This window comes from Pseudomonas sp. LBUM1657, assembly GCF_059716075.1.
Genome location: NZ_CP166799.1, coordinates 6,277,244 through 6,300,358 on the forward strand (window position 1 = coordinate 6,277,244; position 23,115 = coordinate 6,300,358).

At 60.1% G+C, this 23,115-nt stretch carries 26 protein-coding genes and 1 pseudogene; 10 read left to right on the forward strand and 17 right to left on the reverse strand.

Annotation, left to right across the window (positions count from 1 at the left end):
• Window positions 1-8 precede the first annotated feature (8 nt).
• From rsd to ACA055_RS29065, 8 genes and pseudogenes are all read right to left on the reverse strand, one after another.
• A complete protein-coding gene (rsd, locus tag ACA055_RS29030; RefSeq protein WP_454188170.1) occupies window positions 9-467 on the reverse strand; it encodes a sigma D regulator in 459 nt (152 codons plus the stop codon).
• Between the two features lie 160 nt (window positions 468-627).
• The gene (locus tag ACA055_RS29035; RefSeq protein WP_497681653.1) at window positions 628-1,179 is read right to left on the reverse strand and encodes a disulfide bond formation protein B; all 552 of its coding nucleotides are present in this window, start codon (window positions 1,177-1,179) and stop codon (window positions 628-630) included.
• A 267-nt stretch (window positions 1,180-1,446) separates the two neighbouring features.
• Window positions 1,447-2,685, reverse strand: coding sequence for a heme biosynthesis protein HemY (locus ACA055_RS29040; protein WP_497681654.1), 1,239 nt, complete (start codon window positions 2,683-2,685; stop codon window positions 1,447-1,449).
• Window positions 2,682-3,824, reverse strand: coding sequence for a uroporphyrinogen-III C-methyltransferase (locus ACA055_RS29045; protein WP_497681655.1), 1,143 nt, complete (start codon window positions 3,822-3,824; stop codon window positions 2,682-2,684). Before ACA055_RS29045 ends, ACA055_RS29040 begins: the two co-directional genes overlap by 4 nt.
• A 16-nt stretch (window positions 3,825-3,840) precedes the next feature.
• Complete coding sequence (locus ACA055_RS29050) at window positions 3,841-4,608, reverse strand: uroporphyrinogen-III synthase (RefSeq protein ID WP_497681656.1); 768 nt, start codon at window positions 4,606-4,608, stop codon at window positions 3,841-3,843.
• On the reverse strand, window positions 4,605-5,546 hold the full coding sequence (gene hemC, locus ACA055_RS29055) for a hydroxymethylbilane synthase (protein ID WP_497681657.1): 942 nt from the start codon (window positions 5,544-5,546) through the stop codon (window positions 4,605-4,607). The genes ACA055_RS29050 and hemC overlap by 4 nt, the downstream gene beginning before the upstream one ends.
• Window positions 5,547-5,684: 138 nt before the next feature.
• Window positions 5,685-6,431, reverse strand: coding sequence for a LytR/AlgR family response regulator transcription factor (locus ACA055_RS29060; protein WP_497681658.1), 747 nt, complete (start codon window positions 6,429-6,431; stop codon window positions 5,685-5,687).
• Window positions 6,428-6,544 (reverse strand): annotated as a pseudogene (locus ACA055_RS29065) (sensor histidine kinase); the annotation flags it as partial. The pseudogene ACA055_RS29065 and the gene ACA055_RS29060, both read right to left, overlap by 4 nt.
• 344 nt (window positions 6,545-6,888) lie before the next feature.
• Between ACA055_RS29065 and argH the strand changes: the two are divergent.
• Window positions 6,889-8,283, forward strand: a complete 1,395-nt coding sequence (gene argH, locus ACA055_RS29070) for an argininosuccinate lyase (RefSeq protein ID WP_497681659.1) — start codon at window positions 6,889-6,891, stop codon at window positions 8,281-8,283.
• A gap of 60 nt (window positions 8,284-8,343) precedes the next feature.
• On the opposite strand, the gene ACA055_RS29075 is transcribed toward argH, so the two are convergent.
• Window positions 8,344-9,009, reverse strand: a complete 666-nt coding sequence (locus tag ACA055_RS29075; RefSeq protein ID WP_497681660.1) for a glutathione S-transferase family protein — start codon at window positions 9,007-9,009, stop codon at window positions 8,344-8,346.
• Window positions 9,010-9,212: 203 nt separating this feature from the next.
• Window positions 9,213-9,872, reverse strand: a complete 660-nt coding sequence (locus ACA055_RS29080; RefSeq protein WP_497681661.1) for a glutathione S-transferase family protein — start codon at window positions 9,870-9,872, stop codon at window positions 9,213-9,215.
• Window positions 9,873-9,997: 125 nt separating this feature from the next.
• Here ACA055_RS29080 and ACA055_RS29085 point away from each other — a divergent pair, with 125 nt between their 5' ends.
• The 3 genes from ACA055_RS29085 to ACA055_RS29095 all read left to right on the forward strand — a co-directional run bounded on the left by ACA055_RS29085 (window position 9,998) and on the right by ACA055_RS29095 (window position 13,859).
• Window positions 9,998-10,294 (forward strand): hypothetical protein, encoded by a 297-nt coding sequence (locus ACA055_RS29085; protein ID WP_347804154.1) that lies wholly within the window; start codon window positions 9,998-10,000, stop codon window positions 10,292-10,294.
• Between the two features lie 280 nt (window positions 10,295-10,574).
• Complete coding sequence (locus ACA055_RS29090; RefSeq protein WP_497681662.1) at window positions 10,575-10,820, forward strand: TIGR02647 family protein; 246 nt, start codon at window positions 10,575-10,577, stop codon at window positions 10,818-10,820.
• Window positions 10,821-11,015: 195 nt separating this feature from the next.
• On the forward strand, window positions 11,016-13,859 hold the full coding sequence (locus ACA055_RS29095; RefSeq protein WP_497681663.1) for a class I adenylate cyclase: 2,844 nt from the start codon (window positions 11,016-11,018) through the stop codon (window positions 13,857-13,859).
• Between the two features lie 9 nt (window positions 13,860-13,868).
• Here ACA055_RS29095 and rnk read toward each other — a convergent pair whose 3' ends face one another.
• From rnk to cyaY, 3 genes are all read right to left on the reverse strand, one after another.
• Window positions 13,869-14,279, reverse strand: a complete 411-nt coding sequence (rnk, locus tag ACA055_RS29100) for a nucleoside diphosphate kinase regulator (RefSeq protein WP_497681664.1) — start codon at window positions 14,277-14,279, stop codon at window positions 13,869-13,871.
• 281 nt (window positions 14,280-14,560) lie between these two features.
• A complete protein-coding gene (locus ACA055_RS29105) occupies window positions 14,561-14,779 on the reverse strand; it encodes a DUF1289 domain-containing protein (RefSeq protein WP_497681665.1) in 219 nt (72 codons plus the stop codon).
• Window positions 14,780-14,783: 4 nt separating this feature from the next.
• Window positions 14,784-15,116, reverse strand: coding sequence for an iron donor protein CyaY (gene cyaY, locus ACA055_RS29110; RefSeq protein ID WP_497681666.1), 333 nt, complete (start codon window positions 15,114-15,116; stop codon window positions 14,784-14,786).
• Between the two features lie 338 nt (window positions 15,117-15,454).
• On the opposite strand from cyaY, the gene lptM reads away from it, so the two are divergent.
• From lptM to ACA055_RS29140, 6 genes are read left to right on the forward strand one after another with little or no spacing between them, the layout of a single operon-like run.
• A complete protein-coding gene (gene lptM / locus ACA055_RS29115; protein WP_497681667.1) occupies window positions 15,455-15,631 on the forward strand; it encodes an LPS translocon maturation chaperone LptM in 177 nt (58 codons plus the stop codon).
• A 9-nt stretch (window positions 15,632-15,640) separates the two neighbouring features.
• Window positions 15,641-16,888, forward strand: a complete 1,248-nt coding sequence (gene lysA / locus ACA055_RS29120) for a diaminopimelate decarboxylase (protein WP_497681668.1) — start codon at window positions 15,641-15,643, stop codon at window positions 16,886-16,888.
• Between the two features lie 4 nt (window positions 16,889-16,892).
• Entirely contained in the window at window positions 16,893-17,723 is an 831-nt protein-coding gene (gene dapF / locus ACA055_RS29125) for a diaminopimelate epimerase (protein WP_497681669.1), read from the forward strand.
• A gap of 13 nt (window positions 17,724-17,736) precedes the next feature.
• Window positions 17,737-18,462: a DUF484 family protein gene (locus ACA055_RS29130; RefSeq protein ID WP_497681670.1), complete on the forward strand. Its 726-nt coding sequence runs from the start codon at window positions 17,737-17,739 to the stop codon at window positions 18,460-18,462.
• A 2-nt stretch (window positions 18,463-18,464) separates the two neighbouring features.
• Entirely contained in the window at window positions 18,465-19,364 is a 900-nt protein-coding gene (gene xerC / locus ACA055_RS29135; protein ID WP_497681671.1) for a tyrosine recombinase XerC, read from the forward strand.
• The gene (locus tag ACA055_RS29140; protein WP_497681672.1) at window positions 19,361-20,068 is read left to right on the forward strand and encodes an HAD family hydrolase; all 708 of its coding nucleotides are present in this window, start codon (window positions 19,361-19,363) and stop codon (window positions 20,066-20,068) included. The genes xerC and ACA055_RS29140 overlap by 4 nt, the downstream gene beginning before the upstream one ends.
• Window positions 20,069-20,255: 187 nt before the next feature.
• Here the strand turns inward: ACA055_RS29140 and sutA are convergent, their stop codons facing one another.
• The 4 genes from sutA to glnK form a co-directional block, all read right to left on the reverse strand.
• Window positions 20,256-20,579, reverse strand: a complete 324-nt coding sequence (gene sutA / locus ACA055_RS29145) for a dormancy-specific transcriptional regulator SutA (protein WP_403024226.1) — start codon at window positions 20,577-20,579, stop codon at window positions 20,256-20,258.
• 102 nt (window positions 20,580-20,681) lie between these two features.
• Window positions 20,682-21,107, reverse strand: coding sequence for a secondary thiamine-phosphate synthase enzyme YjbQ (locus ACA055_RS29150; protein WP_007989493.1), 426 nt, complete (start codon window positions 21,105-21,107; stop codon window positions 20,682-20,684).
• 213 nt (window positions 21,108-21,320) lie between these two features.
• The gene (locus tag ACA055_RS29155) at window positions 21,321-22,658 is read right to left on the reverse strand and encodes an ammonium transporter (protein WP_497681673.1); all 1,338 of its coding nucleotides are present in this window, start codon (window positions 22,656-22,658) and stop codon (window positions 21,321-21,323) included.
• A gap of 35 nt (window positions 22,659-22,693) precedes the next feature.
• Entirely contained in the window at window positions 22,694-23,032 is a 339-nt protein-coding gene (gene glnK / locus ACA055_RS29160) for a P-II family nitrogen regulator (protein WP_002555808.1), read from the reverse strand.
• Window positions 23,033-23,115 lie beyond the last annotated feature (83 nt).

Below are 23,115 nucleotides of genomic sequence, written 5' to 3' on the forward strand. Positions count from 1 at the left end.
GAGAAGGCTCAGGCCTGAACCGAATCCTCTTCCTTGTGAGCGGTGTGCAGCACTTCGATCAGGCAGTCTTCCAGTTCGAAGCGTTCATGCAACAGACCACCCAGTTCCTTGAACTTCTCTGCGACGCATTTGCCTGCATCACACAGGTCGTTGAACGCGAGCAGCTTTTCGGTGATGACGTCGATGCGCGGATAGATCGTCTCGGCCAACTCCAGCCCGCGAGTGTCTCCAAACGCCTTGGCTTCGCCGGTCAGCTGTTCGTATATCTCGAAGTGCCCGGCAGACACGTAGTCGACCAGCACTCCGCAGAATTCCTGTAACGGCTTGCGGTTTTCACCCAGAGTCTCAGGCTTGGCGCCGAGAGCATCATAGGCCCGAACCAGTTCGTGACGCTCCTGCAACCAGCGATCGATCAGCAGATGAACTCCACCCCAACGTTCCTGAGCATTCTGACAACTTTCGAGCATGGCGGTCTCTCTTCCCTTGTGGGTCATGCTGCCCTACACCTGTCGCATCGGCCAGGCAGAGCGTCATCGAGCAACATAATTCCAATGACACGTGCGGGCCAGATTATGCCCGCACGACACTGCCATCAAGGTACGCAGACGACAAAGTTCATACAAGTGTTTAATCACCCGCAAGGGCTCGGTGCGACGACTCGCCGCTGAGCGGTCGCTGAGAGGCGATCCAGACAACGCGCAGCAACTGATAAATACCCACGATCATCATCGCGACGAAGAAAAGCAGGCTCCATTCCGGGAGGCTCATGTCGAACAGCGTCCATGAAATCTGCGCACATTCGCCGGTGCCTGCGTACATCCGCTGCACAATGCACTCCCAGGGTGTGTTTGCGAACACATCCGTCAGATCCGGCGAACAGGTTGACAATTGTTGCGCCGGATCGCTCTGCAACAGCACCTGGCGCCACGCCATGACCGTACCGGCCAGGGTGCAGAGCAGGCCAAGTAACCAATACAGGCATGAGCCGAACTGGCGGGGACCATGCACCGAAGCCATCAGACAGACACCCGTGAACAACGCCAGGGAAAACCGTTGCAACAGACATAACCCACAAGGTTTGAGACCCACCGCATATTCCAGGTAATAGGACACGCCCAAGGCCAGGGCGCCTGCAATGAAGGCCATAAAAAACAAGGAGCGTGAACAGGCCAAAGACATGGCTTTTCCGTAACAGTAGAGACAGACGGTTACGGTAGAGGAAAGCGCGCCAGCCTTTCAAGGCAGGGCGGCAGGGACACTTCAGCAGTGGTGTAGGGAATTCCCGACAGAATCGAGAGGATTGGGTGTAGTCCTCTGTAGGATTCTGCCGATGACGGACTACAAAGGTAAAAACTCAGCGCATTTCACGTCTTTGGGCGGTCCTTGAAAACCACGTTTTTGTAGCAGCCGAGCGCAGGCATCGCCCGCTGCTACACGTGTGCAGAGTCAGGCGTGAACGGGTACCGGCAGTGGTGCCGCCAGCAAGCGTTCGTCCAGCAAGCCCAGACCTTCCTGGAACAGCTGATTACTGCGCTCGGTGTCGCCCAGTTGCGCCAGCAACCGCGCCAGTTCCGCGCAGGCTTCGGGATTGCGCTGAACGCGCAGGCTGCTTTCCAGATAGTCCCGGGCCTTGCCCCAAAGACTGCTCTGCAAACACAAACGCCCCAAGGTCAGCAGCAGGCTCGGATCGGCCGGATGATCCTTGAGCCAGCCTTCGGCGGTGTGCAGCTGTCGCGCCGGATCACTGCCGCGAACCAATCCGTACAGGCGCGCCAGATGGCTGTCGTACTGACGTTTGAGCGCCGTTCGCAGAATCTCTTCGGCCTCGACCTGGGCGCCCAGTTGCCGCAGTTGCTCGGCATAGGCCAGCACCAGTTGCGGCTCCTGACGCTGTGCCGACGTCAGCTGCTGCCAGGCGCGATTGAGTGATTGCAAACCGACCGTCCCGTCTTCTTCCTGATGCGCTGCCAGGGACAGGTTTTCACCCCAGGCCCGGCGCTCCAGCTCAGCCAGTTCGGCAGGTGGCAGGACCTTGTCCTTACGCAGCTCCGGCAGCAATCGAATCACTGCCGACCAGTCGCCGCGCTGTTGATGCAAACGCTGCAACTGGCGAAGCGTCTGGACGTTATGCGGATGACGCTCATGCATGGCTTGCAGAGTCACCAAGGCGCCTTCGGTATCGCCGCGGTCGGTCTGCAACTGTGCGTGACTGAGGGCAATCGCCAACTCGGCCTGGGGCTGGCGCTCAAGTGCGCGCTCCAGCAAGTTGTCGCTTTCTTCGTAATGACCTTGTTCGTTCGCGGCGCGGGCGGCACCGAGGTAATAAAGCAGCGGCTGACGCTCGGCTTCGGCGGCCCGATGCAGATGACGCTGAGCACTGGCCCAGCGCCCCTCGGCCAGGTCCAGCTGACCATGCTCGATCGCCACTTGCACCCGGCGACTGCGATTGCGCCGCGACCAGGGATTGACCACACCACTGGAGGTCGTCACCAGTTCGATCAATGCCTTGATACCCCAGAACACCAGCCACAGCACGGCAACCAGCGCCAGTGTCGCCCACAGGCTCGACTCGTAACGGAAGGTCTTGTAAGCGATCAACACGTACCCGGAGTGTTCGGCAATCGCCAGCCCCAACGCAGCCGCAGCGGCGATCACCAGAAACACGATCACGTAGAGGCGCTTCATGGCGTGGCCTCCTGCGCGGTGCTCGCGGCGGGTTTGGCCATGGGTTTGACCGAGTCCTCGGCGTTGACATTACGCCGCTCCAGATACCCTTGAACCGCACTCAACGTGCCCGTCAGATCCGGCGTGACCACGGTAACCGGCTGCTTGCTCAACTCGCCCACCTGCTCAAGCATCACTTTGCTTTGCGGGTTGTCCGGGTTGAAGTTGCCCTTGAGCACGTCCCGCGCCTCGGCCAGCGCCTGGGTGTAAACCGCTGCCTGGCCATTGAGCGCGGCCCACTGCGCCTGTTCCAGCGCAAGGCTCAGGGCCAAACGCACCTGGCTCAGGCTCTGCCCTGCCAACAACGGACGAACATTCTTGTCAGCGTTGAAGTCGATACGGATGTAGCGCGAAATCTGATCCCACCATTGCGCCCAGCGACTGGCGCCGTCGCCATCGGCGGTCAGGCCCAGCAGGGATTCGCCACGGTCCTTGTACTCAGGCGCCAGCTCGGTGAGGCTGACCACCTGATCGCGCAGCGCGCCCAGCCGCAGGAACAGCCCGGTGCGATCCGGCTGCTCGGTGCTGCGCAACGCCACCAGGGTTTTGGCCACTTGCTCGCGCGCGGCAAAGGAACCGGGATCGTTCTGTTCACGGAGAATTTCATCGGCACCCTGCACCAAAGCCTGGGCGCTGCTGATGTCCTGCAACGCCGAAAGACGCAGACTGGCCAGACGCAGCAAGTGCTCGGCTTCAGCCAGACGCCAGTCCTTGCGGCTGGCGCCGAGGACGGTTTCCAGGCGTTGATTCAAGCGTTGCTGATCACCTTGCAGCTGAGCCACCAGACGACTGCGCGCTTCAAGCTCGTCAGCGGCGGGCATTTGTTCCAGGCGGGCAGTCAGGCGCTGTTCATTGAGCTTCAGGCTTTGCGCCTGATCGTTCAACGCCTGCACCTGACTCAGTTGCTGCTGGGTATTGGCTTGCAGGTGACGCACCTGCCAGACTCCCCAACCGCCCACCGCAACACCGGCAGCGCCCAGCAGCAGCGCGACGATTGCCAGCCCATTGCCTCGGCGCTGCACGGCAGCGGGTGGAGGAGTTTCAACCGGCGCATCAAGCACTGGCTGGACATCATCTTTAGGCAAGGCTGTTTCGCTCACGTATCCATCCTTTGCATTAGAGAACGGGCACGGGGTGCTCCCGTAACGCCGTCAGCAAAGCCGCGGCACTGGCGCCACGACAATCCACAACTGTTTGGGCCCCGGCGGCACGTGCCAGCTCGGCGACCCTGGGGCTTGGAACAAACAACGGCAACCGCGCCAATCGTGGCCAGGCATCGCCGGCCAATTGATGCAGGTGCTCAAAACCCTGTCCACTGCTGACCACCAGCCCGTTCAAGCGTTCCGCTTCGATCCGGTCAGGTAGCTGCTTCGGGGTGTACTGCGGCAGGTCGCGACGGTACAACTCCAGATACTCGACCCTAGCACCAAGTTCGCGCAAACGCTCAGCCAGCAGCTCGCGCCCGCCCTCCCCGCGCAGGATCAGCACCCGTGGATCGGGTCGTGCAATCGCCTCGCGCAACGACGCCAGTTCAAGCAAGGCTTCGCTGTCATCGCCCTGCGCCGGGAAGCTCACGTCGAGCCCGTGATCGTCGAGGATCTGTGCAGTCGCTGCGCCCACGCTAAACCACTTCAGAGGCGGTGGTTGCGGCCAATACTGGCGGACCAGATCAATGCCAATCCGGGCGGCCGGTTTACTGACCACGATCACCGCACAGAAACGATCCAGACGCTGAATCACCTCGCGCATTGTGTCAGAGGCGGGCATCGGTGCTATCTCCAAAAGCGGCAAGCTGCTGCTGAAAATCCCCGCTTCGGCCAAAAGACTGCCCAACGCCGCCGACTCATCCGCCGGACGCGTCAGCAGCAGGCGCCAGCCTGTCACTCGTGACCTGCCTCGCCGTAGACTGCTTTGAGAATGTCGTCGGCACCCTGGCTCAGCAGGTCTTCGGCCACCTGCACGCCCAACGCTTCGGCATCGCTGCGCGGCGCCCGGGCTTGAGCGCTGAGCAGCAGGCCGCCGCTCGGATCACCCACCAGGCCACGCAGCCAGATCTGCTCGCCTTCAAGCACGGCGTAGCAGGCGATCGGCACTTGGCAGCCGCCATTCAAATGTTTGTTGAGGGCACGTTCGGCGGTGACGCGGGTGGCGGTGTCCAGATGGTGGAGTGGTGCCAGCAGCGCGTGAATCTCGCTGTCGACGCTACGGCATTCGATACCGACCGCACCTTGGCCACCGGCCGGCAAACTATCGTCGACGCTGATGGCCGAAGTAATGCGATCTTCAAAACCGAGACGAATCAGACCGGCAGCGGCGAGGATGATGGCGTCGTACTCGCCGGCATCGAGCTTGGCCAACCGAGTGTTGACGTTGCCGCGCAGGAAGCGGATTTCCAGATCCGGGCGGCGGGTCAGCAACTGAGCCTGACGGCGCAGGCTGGAGGTGCCGACGATGCTGCCTTTTGGCAACTCATCCAGGCTGGCGTAGGTATTGGAGACAAACGCATCGCGCGGGTCTTCACGCTCACAGATGCAGAACAGACCGAGCCCTTCAGGGAAGTCCATCGGCACGTCTTTCATGGAGTGCACGGCGATGTCGGCTTCGTTTTCCAGAAGCGCTGTTTCCAGTTCCTTGACGAACAGGCCCTTGCCGCCGATTTTCGACAGTGGCGAATCAAGCAGTTTGTCGCCACGACTGACCATGGGGACCAACGTCACGAGCAGACCCGGATGCGCCTCCTCCAGACGGGCTTTGACGTATTCGGCCTGCCACAGGGCGAGAGCACTTTTGCGGGTGGCGATGCGGATTTCGCGAGAGGACATGGATCAATCCGTACTGAATAGATACGGCGGATAATAACAGCTCAGCCAAATCCACTTTGACTTGTATCAGGTATTGCTTGGCCTCCCTGGCCCCGGATGTCCGGCAATCGGGTGTGAAATTCGCCTGTGAACAGCGAATTAAAGCTGCTGCATCATTTTGCGCACGCCCGCCACATGGCGCCGACTGACGATCAGGGCATCGCCGTTCAGGCCTTTGAGGAACAGCTGGAAATGCCCAAGAGGCGTGCGCTGCAAGCGCTCGATGCGTTCGCGTGCGACCAGAGCGTTGCGGTGGATGCGTACGAAACGGTCGCCAAACTCATCTTCGAGGGCCTTGAGCGGCTCATCCAGCAGCACTTCACCGCCTTCGTGGCGCAAGGTCACGTATTTGTGATCCGCAATGAAGTAGACCACCTGACCCAACGGGATCAGTTCGATACCTTTTCGGGTTCGGGCGCTGATGTGACTGCGTGGGCCGCTGCCACTTTCGGCGGCTGGTCGGGTCAGGGCGGCGAGTTGGACGCGATTGGGTCGCTCGGCTTTTTTCAACGCTTCATGTAATTGTTCAGTTCGCACAGGTTTCACCAGATAGCCTACGGCGCTGGCCTGTAAGGCTTCCACGGCAAATTCATCGGGTCCTGCGCAAAACACTACGGCGGGCGGGGTTTCGCGTTCGCACAACCGTGCAGCCACTTGCAGGCCATCGAGGCCCGGCATACGGATATCGAGCAATACGATATCCGGCTTATGGCTGTCGATCAGTGCCAACGCCTCTTCGCCGTTCGTGGCGCTGGGCTCCAGGACACTGTATCCCTCGAGTTCGCCGACCATTCGGCTCAGGCGCTCGCGGGTGAGGGGTTCGTCATCAACGATCAGGACATTCATATTGCGCTGGATTCCTGCGTGAGTCTCGCACAAGGATAGCGTAGACAGGTGAAGTGACGTCCGTCACCGCGATCCACGCTAAGACTAGCGCGAGGGCCAAAAAGTGCCGCGCGACCGACGGCTAAATTTTCATCTGCCGGGCGATTGGCGGCCCACGCCCGCGTTGGCGAGGCATCGCCGTAGGGTTTGCTGATACTCAATACGAACACCCCTCTTCTTATAGTCAGCTGCAGCGTCAAGAAGTGCGCTGACCTACTGTCCAACTGTAGACGGTTGCCGGCACGATATTGCTCAATTGAAAAATATCGTTGCGCAACGCTTCCCTGTCTTGCCCGGAGCATGGGCCGCGCCATGAGAAAAAAACGTATCGACCAGTGTCAGCGACAGGATTGGCAACCCTGTTATTATCCGCGACAGCTTTCAACGCCATTTTTCTTCAGCCGATACGAGCGAATTCATGAGCACTGACAAGACCAATCAGTCCTGGGGCGGCCGCTTCAGTGAACCCGTCGACGCCTTCGTCGCCCGCTTCACCGCCTCCGTCACTTTCGACCAGCGCCTGTATCGCCACGACATCATGGGCTCGATCGCCCACGCCACCATGCTGGCCAAGGTCGGCGTGCTGACGGATGCCGAGCGCGACAGCATCACCGATGGCCTGAAGACCATCCAGGGTGAAATCGAGGCCGGCCAGTTCGACTGGCGCATCGACCTCGAAGACGTGCACATGAACATCGAGGCGCGTCTGACCGACCGCATCGGCGTGACCGGTAAAAAGCTGCACACCGGCCGCAGCCGTAATGACCAGGTTGCCACTGATATCCGTCTGTGGCTGCGTGATGAGATCGACCTGATCCTCGGCGAAATCACCCGCCTGCAAAAAGGCTTGCTGGAGCAGGCCGAACGCGAAGCCGGCAGCATCATGCCAGGCTTCACTCACCTGCAAACCGCGCAGCCGGTGACCTTCGGGCACCACATGCTGGCCTGGTTCGAAATGCTCAGCCGCGACTACGAGCGTCTGGTCGACTGCCGCAAGCGCACCAACCGCATGCCGCTGGGCAGCGCCGCGCTGGCCGGCACCACGTACCCGATCGACCGCGAATACACCGCGCAACTGCTGGGCTTCGACGCAGTGGGCGGCAACTCGCTGGACAACGTTTCCGATCGCGACTTCGCCATTGAATTCTGCTCGGCCGCGAGTATCGCGATGATGCACTTGTCGCGCTTCTCCGAAGAGCTGGTGCTGTGGACCAGCGCGCAGTTCCAGTTCATCGATCTGCCGGACCGTTTCTGCACCGGCAGCTCGATCATGCCGCAAAAGAAAAACCCGGACGTTCCGGAACTGGTTCGCGGCAAGACCGGCCGCGTATTTGGTGCGCTGATGGGCTTGCTGACCCTGATGAAAGGCCAGCCATTGGCCTACAACAAGGACAACCAGGAAGACAAGGAACCGCTGTTCGACGCCGCCGACACCTTGCGCGACTCGCTGCGAGCCTTCGCCGACATGATCCCGGCGATCAAACCCAAGCACGCGATGATGCGCGAAGCGGCCCTGCGTGGTTTCTCCACGGCCACCGACCTGGCCGACTACCTGGTTCGTCGCGGCCTGCCGTTCCGTGACTGCCACGAAATCGTTGGCCATGCCGTGAAGTACGGCGTGGAAAGCGGCAAGGACCTGGCGGAAATGAGCCTCGAAGAACTGCGCAAGTTCAGCGACCAGATCGATCAGGACGTGTTCGCCGTGCTGACCCTGGAAGGTTCGGTGAATGCCCGTGACCATATCGGCGGCACTGCGCCGGCGCAGGTCAAGAAGGCTGTGGTTCGCGGCCAGGCGCTACTCGCCAGCCGCTGATAAAGGTGCAATGCCTGAGCTCGATGGTCGCGGCCATCGAGCTCAACACTTTCTACGATTTTAGAAACCTACCGCCCGCACCCGCTCCAGAAAGGCCGGCGCTTCGGCCTGCCTGTCAGCGGCTACTTTTTGTACGTTCGAATTGTCGGCCAGCCGCTCCAGCAGCGCTTGGGCTCCCGGCATGTCTGACAGAAAATCGCGATTGAACAAGCGTCTTCCGACGTCCACGGCCAAATCGACACTGTATAGAAAGTACAGATCGGCCAGCGTAAACCGCTCACCTGCTACATACGGCGCAAACTGTGCCCGGTGCTTCAATGCGGTAAATCCCTTGATCAAATCCCGCTCGGACTTGGCCTTTAGCGCCTCAGGCGTCGGCCGGCCAGCAAAAAACACTTCGACGTAACAGACGCGCGCCGGAAGCTCGATATACAACTCGATCTCCTTGGCCAACGCCCGAACGCCTGCCCGTGCATACGGGTCCGCCGGTAGTAACGCGATTCCGTCCTGGGTTTCTTCGATGTAATCGAGGATGGCGTCCGTTTCGCTTAAAAAGCCTTGTTCGGTCTCCAGCACCGGAATCTTCCCGCGAGGGCTGACGGCGAGGATGTCCGGATTCTGGCAACCGTGAAAGGGAACGGTTTCAAAAGGCACGCCTTTTTCCAGGAGTGCCAATTTGACCATATTGAAATAGTTACTGGCCGCAAAACCATAAAGCTTGAGCATTACCGGGTCTCCTTGACCGTGCAATTACCTGATCGAAAGACGATTCGGTGCTCAAGGTAAGCATTGGCCAGGAACCTGGAAGCTTCGGGTTATTGCCGGATGCGACGAAAACGTCTGAAGGCAATGCCCGACAAGGGTGTGGGCCAAATGGGACAAAAGATTGCGAATCTCCTGACACTCGATGGCCACACCCGTCGATTCATTTATTTTTTGGACGCGACCATCGCCATGAACGCCGGCATGGCTTCCTCCCTGTCCGCTGCGATCCGCCGCACGTTCGGATTCTGCTCCAGACGCTCAAGCAACGCCTTGGCCGCCGGCATTTCCGCCAGCAAATCCAGGTCAAACAGCTTTTTCGCCACTGCACAGGCCAGCGGCACGCTGTAGAGGAAGTACAAATCCGCAATGCTCAGACTGTCACCTGCCACATAAGGGGCGAACTTGCCGTGCCTGCCCAGCGAAGCAAACCCCAGCAACAACTCGGCTTTAGTCTTTTCCTTGATCGTGTCCGGCACTGTCATCCCGAAAAATGCTTCGGCATAACAGGCGCGCCCTGGCAACTCGATGTACAGCTCGATTTCCTTGGCCAGCGCCAAGACCTGCGCCCGTTCGAACGGATCGCTCGGCAGCAGCGGCGTGTCTTTCTGGCTCTGTTCGATGTACTCGAGTATCACGCTGGTTTCGTTGATGAAGCCCTGCTCGACGCCCAGTACCGGGACCTTTCCGCGCGGGCTGATGGCCAGCGCTTCGGGGCTTTGGCCGGCGTAAAAAGGTACTTCTTCAAATGGCAGTCCTTTCTCCAGCAACGCCAGCTTGACCATGTTGTAGTAGTTGCTGACGGAAAATCCATAAAGCTTGAGCATCACAAAGCCTCCAGGCCGTGCAGGGGGTTGGCAGCGCCAGTTATAGAACGCCCCGGCGCTTCTCGCCAGCAGCATCACAGCGGTGAATGCAGGTAAACTGGCCGCCTTTCCTTGAGGAGCCTGCCATGAGCGAGCCAACCCCCGGCACCAACAACGACGACATCGACGAAGAAGAGTTCGCCGAAAACACCCTGGTCGAAGCCATCGAAAATCAGATCGAAAGCGACAACCCGCCAGCCGCCAAGGCAACCTTCAACAAGCTGACCCTGGTGGGTTACGAGCGCGAAGAGATCCTCAACCTGATGGCCCATGTTTTGGCGGTAGAAATCGACGCAATCCTCGAAGAAGACCGCGCGTTCAACACCGAATGGTACGAAGCCGCGCTGCGCGCATTGCCAGAGTTGCCGCCGGAAAAGAAGTAAAGCGCGCAACCTGTGGGAGCGGGCTTGCTCGCGAAGAGGCCCGCACACTCAACGTTAATGGCATCTGAAACATCGCTTTCGCCGCTCCCACACAGATTGTCACCATTCAATCCGGCCTCTCCCCAGGCCCGGACTACACTGGAATCCACCCCGCTGCCGCACCACTCACCGGGGAATGCCCCCCAAGGTAAAAAACCCTGTCGCGAGCACTGGACATGCTGCCCGAGTGGGATCACCTTAGGGGCGCTGTCGTCCAATTCCTAGAAAGTCTGGAGTCCTTATGTCGCTTACCCCTGAGTTGGTTGCCGAACTGGAAATCCTCGCACTCTTCAACCTGGACAGTTCCCAGGAAGGTTTGAAAATTCATCAGACCGCTGCCCCGAAAGCCATTGCTGCCGCTCAACGCCTGTACGAAAAAGAACTGATCGACCAGCCTGATGGCGGTTATCTGACCAGCCTGGGTCGTGACGCCGCACAAAATGTGCAAACTGTTCTGACCATTCTGAACGTCGAGGAAACAGCCTGAGAATTACCGCATCGCCCACGGAAACCCCTGCTACGGGATTTCCGCGGGCACACTCTGCGACCCGCTGTCGCCCCGCGATAGAAATCTGACGCCAGAAAAACAAAATCAGCTAAAAAGTCCCGGGGCCGAGGCGCTAAACTGCCCCTCATCCTGAGACCTCCCACGTCCGAGCCCCGCGAGCCGGTTTGAGCTGACATGACCCGCACCCATGAAATCCGCCCCGATCTGGACGAAGGAATCGACCGCAAGGTTCTCGGCCAACTGCGCGCACGCTTTCTGAAACTCAATGAAGGCCGCATGGCGCGCGCCATGGAAGGGCTGTCGACCCGCCAGCAAGCTGTGTTGACCCTGCTACCGCTGTTTTTCCACGTTAATCATCCGCTGTTGCCGGGTTACGTTTCGGGCAGCACGCCGGCCGGGCTGTCGAATTACGAGCCCGACGCCAACGCCCTCGCCGAAGCCCAGCGCCTGACCCGCTCGTTCTCCTATAAGCCACGCCACCGCAACAACCCGCCGCGCCCCATTCACGGCCTGTTCCTGATGGGCAGCCTCGGCACCCTGGCTCAAGCCGATCAGAGCGACATGGATGTATGGGTCTGTCATGGATCGGAGCTAAGCGAAAGCGAGCTCATTGAACTGCGCAAGAAATGCCTGCTGCTTGAAGCCTGGGCCGCCAGTCAGGGCGCCGAGGCGCATTTCTTCCTGATCGACCCGAGCCGTTTCGTGCGCGGTGAACGCGATACGCAGTTGAGCTCGGAAGATTGCGGCACCACTCAGCACTATCTGTTGCTGGACGAGTTCTATCGCACCGCTATCTGGCTGGCCGGGCGCACGCCCATCTGGTGGCTGGTGCCGGTCTATGAAGAGGCGAGCTACGACCGTTACACCCACACACTGATGTCCAAACGCTTCATTCGAGCGGACGAAACCCTGGACCTGGGGCACATGGCGTTTATTCCCCCCGGCGAATTCATCGGCGCCGGGCTCTGGCAACTGTTCAAGGGCATCGAGTCGCCGTACAAGTCGGTGCTCAAGCTGCTGCTGATCGAGGTCTATGCCAGCGAACACCCCAGGGTCCATTGCCTGAGCCTGCGCTTCAAACAAGCAGTGTTCGCCAATCAGCTCGACCTCGATGAGCTGGACCCTTACGTCGCGGTCTATCGGCGTATCGAGGAATACCTCACCACCCGGGGCGAGCCGGAACGCCTGGAACTGGTGCGTCGCGCGCTGTACCTGAAGGTCAACCGCAAGCTCACCGGCAGCAGCCGCACCCAGAGCTGGCAGCGTTCGTTGCTCGAACGCCTGGCCCACGAATGGCATTGGGACCCGCGTCAGTTGGCGTTGCTCGACAGCCGCAGCCAGTGGAAAGTCCGTCAGGTCAGCTCCGAACGCCGGGCCTTGGTCAACGAACTGAATTACAGCTATCGCTTTCTGACCCAATTCGCCCGCAACGAACAGACCGTTAGCCTGATCAACAAACGCGACCTCAACGTGCTGGGCCGACGGCTCTACGCCGCCTTCGAGCGCAAGGCGAACAAGGTCGAGTTCATCAACCCGGGCATCGCTCCGGATCTGGCGGAAGACACCCTGACCCTGGTGCAGGCACCGAACAAGAAAGAACCGGGGCAAACCCAATGGGGTTTGTACAACGGCAGCCTGACGGCCCTCGAGTGGGAACATTTCGCGTCGATCAAGCGCAGCCGCCAATTGCTGGAACTGCTGACCTGGTGCCATCGCAATGGCGTGATCGACAGCAGCACCCGCCTGGCCTTGCATCCGGGCAACAGCGACCTGAGCGAGTTCGAACTGTTCAACCTGCTCGGCAGCCTGCAACAGAGCATCGCCCTGCCCCTGCCGACCGTCGCCGAAGAACCGCTCCTGCGTGCAAGCGTACCGAGCGAGGTGCTGATTTTGGTGAACGTTGGCGTCGATCCGCTCAAGCACCATCGGGACTTGAACATCCTGATGACCACCGAACGCACCGATTCCCTGAGCTACGCCGGCGTCAGGGAGAATTTGGTGCTGACCCTGGACCAGGTCACGCTCAATAGCTGGAATGAAGTGCTGGTCAATCGCTTCGATGGCCCGCACGCCCTGCTCGACTGCCTGCGCGATTACCTCAACAACCTGCCGAGCGGGCTACAACAGCCAAAATTGCGGGTGCGTTGCTTCTGTCACAACCGCGCGCAGTTCATCGCCCAGCGGGTCGAAGAGATCCTCGACACCGCGCAGAACCTGCTGCTGAGCAAACTCAATTACCGCTACCTGATTCAGGTCCAGCAGCATTACCACGTGCTGGAGCTGGTGCCCGGTCAGGTTAATCATGTTGCCCTCGAGACGCTGGCGTCGCTGTTCGATTATCTGGGTGAAGAACTGGCGAGCTACAGCCCGCTGCACCTTGACCCGATGGCACTGGAAGACCAGGACCTGGCGCTGCTCCTTCCCATGGGCCTGCCCGATTGCATTCAGGTGTTCTACCGGATCAACGAAGACCAGGCCGACCTGTACGTATTGGATGAATTCAATGCCCTGTGGCAGCAGCGCCTGCCCTGGCACGACGAGCAAAGCCTGTTGGTGCCGTTGCAGCGGTTCCTGCAATCGATCCAGTACCGGCGCGACGCCTTGCTGCCGATGGATGCCGGCCAGCCACTGAGCCTGGAAACTTTGTATTACCAGCTATTGCCATCGGGCCCTGCGCGAGCGCGTCGGGTCGAAGCCCGTCCGGCGCCGCAAACCCCGGTCAACAAACCGTTTTACGACGTGCAGGCGATCGTCGGCAAAGCCGCACCGGGCCAGGTGCAGGTCACGTTGTATTGCAATCAGCGGGAGTTTTCAGAGCTGGAACATGGCGAACAACTGTTCAGCGTGGTCGCCCGGGAAATCGTCGAGCAACGCCGTGAAACCGAACGCTACCGCTGCTACATCACCGACCTGGACCTGTCGGGCCTGCTCGGTGATGGCCAGAGTTCAAGCAATCTGTATCTGCGTTACAAGGCCGACCTGGAGCGCGCATTGAACGAGGCGCTCGAGCAGGTCTGAAGAGGTTTTTCAGACCGGGCAGTCGCCGCCATTGGCTGGCTGTGATTCGACTTCAAGCAGGGTCAGCTTCAGGGTCTTGCCACCCGGAGCCGGCCAATCGATGTGCTGGCCAACCTTAAGGCCGAGCAGTGCGCTGCCTACTGGCGCCAGAATGGAAATTTTGCCTTCGTCAGCGTTGGCATCCGATGGGTAAACCAGCGTCAGGTGATAGTCCTTGCCGCTGATTTCTTCGCGGCAATGCACGCGGGAATTCATGGTCACGACATCGGCTGGCACATCTTCGTGACTAACCAGAGTATCAGCGCGATCCAGTTCGGTTTGCAGCGCGATAACGCCCGGCAGCGTGTCATCCAGGCTGTCGATCAGGCGCTCCAGACGTTGTACGTCCAGACGGGTAAGGGTGATGGAAGGTACGGTCATGATCCAGGCAGACTCCTTTCTTCTGCACGAAAAAAGCAAAACCCCGCCAGAAAAAGGCGGGGTTTTCACGAGCCTCGATGGGTTGAGGCGTACCCGGACACTATCACAGCTCAATAAATATACAAGTCGGGGGGCAAGGGACCCGATAGGGGGAAATTGTGAAGTGGCTCAGATAGAGATTTTGTGGGAGCGGGCTTGCTCGCGAAGGCGGTCTATCAGTCGATATCAACGTTGACTGTCATACCGCATTCGCGAGCAAGCCCGCTCCCACAGGTTGTGCGTCAGGCGCAGGATTTGCGCTGGAGGGCCTGGGTGCAAATCACTCGCCGGCGATCATCATCGGCCGAGCGCCATTCGCGGATGTCTTCGACATGGCGAAAACAACCGAGGCAGACCTTCTGCTCATCCAGCCGGCACACGCCGCTGCACGGCGAAGGCACCGCCGGGCTGACATTGCTGTAAAGCGGCTTTGGCGGACGAACGGGCGCAGGCTGGGTCACAGTTTCACAGGCCTTCGAAATCGAGTTCGACGTCGGCCTGCTGCTTGACGATGCGCTCAAGCATTTCGCCCAACTGCTCTTCGCTCTTGTCGCACATCCAGCGCTCGCTCTCTTCGTCGTAGTCGAAGTGGAAGCCGCCGGACACCGCCGCCAGCCACAGCTGACGCAGCGGTTCCTGACGGCTGAAGATCAACTGGCTGCCGCTTTCGAACTTGACGGTGAGGACACCGGCCGAGCTCTCCAGGTCGATGTCCAGGCCACTCTCGTCGAAAATGTCTTCCAGTGACTGCTGGGTAGCATCGACCAGGTCGTGGAAACGGGCTTCGGTCAAACTCATTACGGCAACCTCAAAAAGTGTCTGATCACGCTCAAGCGCCGCAAGATACGGGCGAGCCCCGGTGATTGCAAAGGATAACGATCAACCGCGAAATGCGGTACGAAAAATCTGATAGCGCCACAACCAGTGTGGGAGCGCGCTTGCTCGCGAGTGCGAACTGACATTCAACACTGATGGTGCTGGCTGACCGCTTTCGCGAGCAAGCCCGCTCCCACAATGGATTGCCATAACTATCGGCATCGGGCCAAGCCCCGCCGGACGGGAGCCTCGTTACATAGGCAAGCTGTCGGGTGGCCGGTATACTCCGGCGCAATTAACGTATTTTCAAGGATTTCGCCATGAAGCGCCTGATCTCTTCCCTTGCTGCGGTCATCGCGGTTGCCTGCCTTGTGTCGGCCTGTGGTCAAAAAGGCCCGCTGTACCTGCCTGACGAGAACCAGGATCCTGCCGAGCAAGCCAAGTCGTCGCAAAAGCAGCCTGCCTCCAAAGCACACAAGCACGACGTCTACCAATAAGGGAACGCCATGGACGCTTTTAACTACCGTGACGGCGAGCTGTTCGCGGAAGGTGTTGCCCTGTCCGCCATCGCCGAACGCTTTGGCACACCGACCTACGTCTACTCCCGTGCGCATATCGAAGCCCAGTACCTGGCTTACGCCGATGCGCTGGACGGCATGCCGCACCTGGTCTGCTTTGCGGTCAAGGCCAACTCCAACCTCGGTGTACTGAATGTCCTGGCGCGTCTCGGCGCCGGTTTCGACATTGTTTCCCGTGGTGAGCTGGAACGCGTACTGGCCGCTGGTGGCAGCGCCGACAAGATCGTGTTCTCCGGTGTCGGCAAGACCCGTGACGACATGCGTCGCGCCCTGGAAGTCGGCGTGCATTGCTTCAACGTTGAATCCACCGACGAGCTGGAACGCCTGCAAGTGGTCGCCGCCGAGCTGGGTGTTCGCGCGCCGATCTCGCTGCGTGTGAACCCGGACGTCGATGCCGGCACTCACCCGTACATTTCCACCGGCCTGAAAGAAAACAAGTTCGGCATCGCCATTGCCGACGCCGAAGACGTGTACATCCGCGCCGCCCAGCTGCCTAACCTGGAAGTGGTCGGTGTCGATTGCCACATCGGCTCGCAACTGACCACCCTGCCACCCTTCATCGACGCGCTCGACCGCCTGCTGGGCCTGGTCGACCGCCTTGGCGATTGCGGCATCTACCTGCGCCACATCGATCTCGGTGGCGGTTTGGGTGTGCGTTATCGCGATGAAGAGCCACCACTGGCTGCCGACTACATCAAAGCCGTGCGCGAGCGTCTCGACGGTCGCGACCTGGCATTGGTGTTCGAGCCGGGCCGCTTCATCGTCGCCAACGCCGGCGTGCTGCTGACCCAGGTCGAGTACCTCAAGCACACCGAACATAAAGACTTCGCCATCGTCGATGCGGCCATGAACGACCTGATCCGCCCGGCGCTGTACCAGGCCTGGATGGACGTCACCGCTGTGCGCCCGCGCGATACCGCGGCTCGCGCCTACGACATCGTCGGGCCGATCTGCGAAACCGGCGACTTCCTGGCCAAGGATCGTCAGTTGGCCCTGGAAGAAGGCGACTTGCTGGCCGTGCATTCGGCCGGTGCCTATGGGTTTGTCATGAGTTCCAACTACAACACCCGCGGCCGCGCCGCTGAAGTGTTGGTGGACGGTGATCAGGCAATTGAAGTGCGTCGCCGTGAGACGGTAGCCGAGTTGTTTGCTGGCGAAAGCCTGCTGCCGGAGTAAAACCATGCTGCTGCGTTTTACCAAGATGCACGGCCTGGGCAATGACTTCATGGTCCTTGACCTGGTCAGCCAGCACGCGCACATCCTGCCCAAGCACGCCAAGCAATGGGGCGATCGGCACACGGGTATCGGTTTCGACCAGTTGCTGATCGTCGAAGCGCCGAGCAACCCGGACGTGGATTTCCGCTATCGGATCTTCAATTCCGACGGCTCCGAGGTGGAACAGTGCGGCAACGGTGCGCGCTGTTTCGCCCGCTTCGTGCTCGACAAGCGCCTGACCGCGAAACGGCAGATCCGCGTGGAAACCAAAAGCGGCATCATCGAACTGGAAATCCGCAGCGACGGCCAAATCGGTGTCAACATGGGCGCACCGCGCCTGGTGCCGGCCGACATTCCATTCGACGCGCCGGAACAGGCCCTGAGCTATCAGGTCGACGTCGATGGCACCCCGGTCGATCTGGCCGCCGTCTCCATGGGCAACCCCCATGCCGTGCTGCGGGTCAGCGACATCAACAATGCACCGGTGCATGAACTGGGGCCGAAAATCGAACATCACCCGCGCTTTCCATCGCGGGTCAATGTCGGCTTTCTCCAGGTCATCGACCGGAACCGCGCGCAGTTGCGCGTCTGGGAACGCGGAGCCGGGGAAACCCAGGCCTGCGGAACCGGCGCCTGTGCCGCCGCAGTGGCCGCGATCAGCCAGGGGTGGATGGATTCGCCACTATTGATCGACCTGCCCGGCGGGCGTTTGTCCATTGAATGGGCAGGCCCTGGCCAACCGGTCATGATGACCGGCCCGGCAGTACGCGTATACGAAGGACAAGTGCGTCTTTGAGTGAGCTAAACCCATGAAAGATAAGCCTCAGGTTCCCGCCCAACAGCCCGACGAATCCCCTTCCGAAAGCCTTGAGGCGGCGGCGATTGCCGCGTACCTGGAGGCTCATCCGGATTTCTTCGTCGAGCACGAAGAACTGCTCCCGGCCATGCGCATTCCACACCAGCGCGGTGACACGATTTCGCTGGTCGAGCGCCAGATGACCATCCTGCGCGACCGCAATATCGAGCTGCGTCATCGCCTTTCGCACTTGATGGACGTGGCCCGGGACAACGACCGGCTGTTCGACAAAACCCGCCGCCTGATTCTCGCGCTGATGGACGCCACCAGCCTGGAAGACGTGGTGATCAGCGTCGAAGACAGTCTGCGCCAGGACTTCCAGGTGCCTTTTGTCAGCCTTATCCTGCTGGGTGACAACCCGATGCCGGTAGGCCGTTGGGTGACCCATGCCGAGGCGCAAACGGCGATTGGCGGCTTGCTCTCGGAAGACAAAAGCGTCAGCGGCAGCCTGCGAGAGCATGAACTGGACTTCCTGTTCGGCGAAGAACAGCGCAAGCAGATCGGTTCCACCGCCGTCGTCGCCATCAGCCATCAAGGCATCCACGGCGTCCTGGCCATCGCCAGTCGCGATCCGCAGCAGTACAAAAGTTCAGTGGGTACGCTGTTTCTGAGCTACATCGCCGAAGTCATGGGCCGCGTGCTGCCACGGGTCAACAACTCCCTACGCTCTGTACGCTGATCATGGAACGGCAACTGGACGCTTACTGCGAACACCTGCGCAGTGAGCGGCAGGTGTCGCCTCACACGCTGTACGCCTACCGCCGCGACCTGGACAAAGTGTTGGGCTGGTGCGCCAAGCAGAACATCGACAGCTGGGCCGCTCTGGATATCCAGCGCTTGCGCAGTTTGATCGCCCGTCTGCATTCACAAGGTCAATCGTCCCGCAGCCTGGCGCGGCTGCTGTCGGCGGTGCGCGGGCTCTATCACTATTTGAACCGCGAAGGCCACTGCGACCACGATCCGGCCAACGGTCTGGCGCCGCCCAAGGGCGAACGTCGACTGCCGAAAACCCTCGACACCGACCGTGCGTTGCAATTGCTTGAGGGCGCGGTGGAAGATGATTTTCTGGCGCGTCGGGATCAAGCGATTCTGGAGCTGTTTTATTCATCCGGACTGCGACTTTCGGAGCTGACGGGGCTGAATCTCGATCAGCTGGATTTGGCTGACGGCATGGTCCAGGTACTCGGCAAGGGCAGCAAGACGCGATTGCTGCCGGTGGGTAAAAAGGCCCGGGAAGCCCTGGAGCTTTGGCTGCCGCTGCGGGCAATGACCAACCCGGCGGACGATGCCGTGTTTGTCAGCCAGCAAGGCCGACGTCTCGGTCCACGGGCGATTCAGGTGCGGGTCAAGGCCGCCGGCGAGCGCGAGCTGGGCCAGAACCTGCATCCGCACATGTTGCGTCACTCCTTCGCCAGCCACCTGCTGGAGTCTTCCCAGGACCTGCGGGCGGTGCAGGAACTGCTCGGCCACTCGGACATCAAGACCACCCAGATCTACACCCACCTGGACTTCCAGCACCTGGCCACGGTTTACGACAGCGCCCATCCACGGGCCAAACGCATTAAAGGCGATGATTCATGACCATCCAATTGATCACCTTCGACCTCGACGACACCCTGTGGGACACCGCCCCGGTGATCGTCAGTGCCGAAGCCGTATTGCGTGAATGGCTGACCGAGCATGCGCCGAACCTTGGCGCCCTGCCGGTGGAGCATTTGTGGGCGATTCGTGAGCGGATTCTGAGCAGCGAGCCGAGCCTGAAACACCGCATCAGTGCCTTGCGCCGTCGGGTGCTGTTCCATGCATTGGAAGAAGCAGGTTACGACCACGGGCAGGCTTCAGACCTGGCCGACAAGAGTTTTGAAGTGTTTTTGCATGCGCGGCATCAGATTGAGGTGTTCCCTGAAGTCGAGCCGACGCTGGAGGTTCTGGCCAATCACTACGCGTTGGGCGTGGTCACCAACGGCAATGCTGATGTGCGCCGCTTGGGGCTGGCGGATTACTTCAAGTTTGCGCTGTGCGCCGAAGACATCGGCATCGCCAAACCGGATGCACGACTGTTTCATGAGGCGCTGCAACGGGGTGGCGCGACCGCCGAGACGGCAGTGCATATCGGCGATCATCCGGGTGATGATATCGCCGGCGCCCAGCAGGCGGGCCTTCGTGCGATCTGGTTTAACCCGACGGGCAAGGTGTGGGAAGCCGAAATGGCACCGGATGCCGAGATTCGCAGCCTGACCGAGTTGCCGGCGCTGTTGGCCAAATGGAACGCGGCCTCAGCCTGACGCATACCCTGTGGGAGCGGGCTTGCTCGCGAAGAGGCCCGTACAGTCGACATTGATGGCGGCTGACAATCCGCTTTCGCGAGCAAGCCCGCTCCCACAATGGATCAAACTGGCTTCGAGAGTTTTTGTTCCGCCCATGAAAAAGCCCGCAGCGACGGCGGGCTTTTTCAACAAGCAGGCAGCAGGCTCAGATAGGCCGGCTGCCGTACTTGTTGTCAGGCTTCTTGGGAGGATCGGCGACCACATTGGCCTCCACTTCCTGCACCTTCCCGCCTTTGGCCAGGAACTCTTCCATGGCCTTGGCCAGGGCATCGCGTTCCTTGTTTTTGGCTTCGACGCTCGGCAGCTCATCGACTGACACAGCAGCCTTGGCCTTGCCTTTGGCGGTCGGAACCGGCGCATCACCGCCGTCGTCGTCAGCAACGTCTTCCGCTGCTGCTTCCAGCCCTTCTTCGGCCTCGTCTTCGTCGCCTACTTCGAGGTCGTCGTTTTCCAGATCATCGTCGCTCATGTTCTACCTCATGACTTGCGAAAAGCAGATTAGTTATAGCCCAGCTTCGCCGTCTGTCGAAGGCCGCTGGAAAAAATTCTACAACCGCTGGTAACCAGCGGCTTATGCCCCTTCACCGTGCACGGTGGCGAGGACTTTACGGGCACCGCCATGATCACGGTGCTCGCCCAGATAAACGCCTTGCCAGGTCCCCAGCGCCAATCGGCCTGCCGAAATCGGCAAACTGAGCTGACAGCCAAGCACGCTGGCCTTGAAGTGCGCCGGGAGGTCGTCCAGGCCTTCGTCGTTATGCTCATAGCCGTCTGTTCCTTGTGGGATCAGACGATTGAAAAATCGTTCGAAGTCGCGACGTACCGCCGGATCGGCGTTCTCGTTGATGGTCAACGACGCCGAGGTATGCTGCAGCCACAAATGCAACAGACCGACCCGACATGCCTTGAGTTCAGGCAGGCCGGCGAGTAACTCGTCCGTTACCAGATGAAAGCCCCGGGGCCTCGCCCGCAGGGTAATCAGAGTCTGTTGCCACATACAGTTCTCCGCACGTTCGGGGCGCATTCTAGCGCGCTCTGGGAAAAAACAAAGGCCCTAATATTCCTTCAATCTTGTAAGCCATTGGCCGCAGAAAAATGCCCTCCGCAAACGCCACTAAACGTGTACGAAAAAACCTTTCAGCAGCTCCTTGATTGACAAATTCCAGACAAAAAAATGCCCGGCAAGCCGGGCAAGTTTTTTGAGCGCGTCTTACAAGTTGTAGCCGCGTTCGTTGTGAAGTGCCAGATCGATGCCGACAGCCTCTTCTTCTTCGGTGATACGCAGACCCATGACGGCGTCCAGTACCTTGAGAATGATGTAGGTGACAATCGCGGTGTAGATCACCGTGAAGCCAACGCCTTTGAGCTGGATCCAGACTTGCGCACCGATGTCAGTAACGGTGCCGAAACCACCCAGGGCCGGTGCAGCGAACACGCCGGTCAGGATCGCGCCGAGGATACCGCCGATACCGTGTACACCGAAGGCGTCCAGGGAGTCGTCATAGCCGAGCTTGCGTTTCAGGGTAGTTGCGCAGAAGAAGCACACCACGCCTGCGGCCAGGCCGATCACCAGAGCGCCCATCGGGCCCACGGTGCCAGCGGCTGGAGTGATTGCCACCAGACCAGCGACCACACCCGAAGCGATACCCAGTGCGCTTGGTTTGCCGTGAGTGACCCACTCGGCGAACATCCAGCCCAGTGCAGCAGCGGCGGTTGCGATCTGGGTGACCAGCATTGCCATACCGGCCGTGCCGTTGGCCGCTGCGGCGGAGCCGGCGTTGAAGCCGAACCAGCCGACCCACAGCATGGCCGCGCCCATCAGGGTGTAACCGAGGTTGTGCGGTGCCATCGGGGTGGTCGGGAAGCCTTTGCGCTTGCCCAGCACCAGGCAGGCAATCAGACCGGCCACACCGGCGTTGATGTGCACCACAGTGCCGCCAGCGAAGTCCAGAACGCCCCAGTCCCACATCAGGCCGCCGTTACCGGACCAGACCATGTGTGCAATCGGTGCATACACCAGGGTGAACCAGATGCCCATGAAGATCAGCATCGCGGAGAACTTCATCCGCTCGGCGAAAGCACCGACGATCAGCGCAGGGGTGATGATGGCGAACGTCATCTGGAAGGTGATGAACACCGCCTCAGGGAACAGCGCCGCAGGACCGGTCAGGCTCGATGGCGTGACACCGGCGAGGAATGCCTTGCCCATGCCGCCGAAGAAGGAGTTGAAGTTGACGACGCCCTGTTCCATGCCGGTGGTGTCGAACGCGATGCTGTAGCCATAAATGACCCACAGAATGCTGATCAGACCGGTAATGGCGAAGCACTGCATCATCACGGAAAGAATGTTTTTCGACCGAACCATGCCGCCGTAGAACAGCGCGAGGCCGGGAATGGTCATGAACAGCACGAGGGCTGTCGAGGTCATCATCCAGGCTGTATCGCCGGAATTGAGGACTGGGGCCGCCACTTCGTCTGCCGCCATAGCCAGGCTGGGCATTACGAGGGACAACAGGGCTCCTAGCCCTGCGAATTTACGCAGAGTCATATTGTTTTCTCCTGGGGCGTTGGGTTTGTGGCGGCTTAGATTGCGTCGGTATCGGTTTCGCCGGTACGGATGCGAATCGCCTGTTCCAGATTGACCACGAAGATCTTGCCGTCACCGATCTTGCCGGTGTTGGCAGCCTTGGTAATCGCCTCGATAACCCGATCAAGATCCTTGTCGTCAATGGCGACATCGATCTTCACCTTGGGCAGGAAATCGACCACGTATTCCGCGCCGCGATACAGCTCGGTGTGACCCTTCTGCCGACCGAAGCCTTTGACTTCAGTAACGGTAATGCCCTGCACGCCGATCTCGGACAGCGACTCGCGCACGTCGTCCAGTTTGAACGGCTTGATGATGGCAGTGACTAGCTTCATGAAAACTCTCTCCCGAATTGGTGGACTTGCCCCAGGAAAACAAACCCGACTCAAGTCTAAGCGCAGTGCCTGGCTTTGTAACG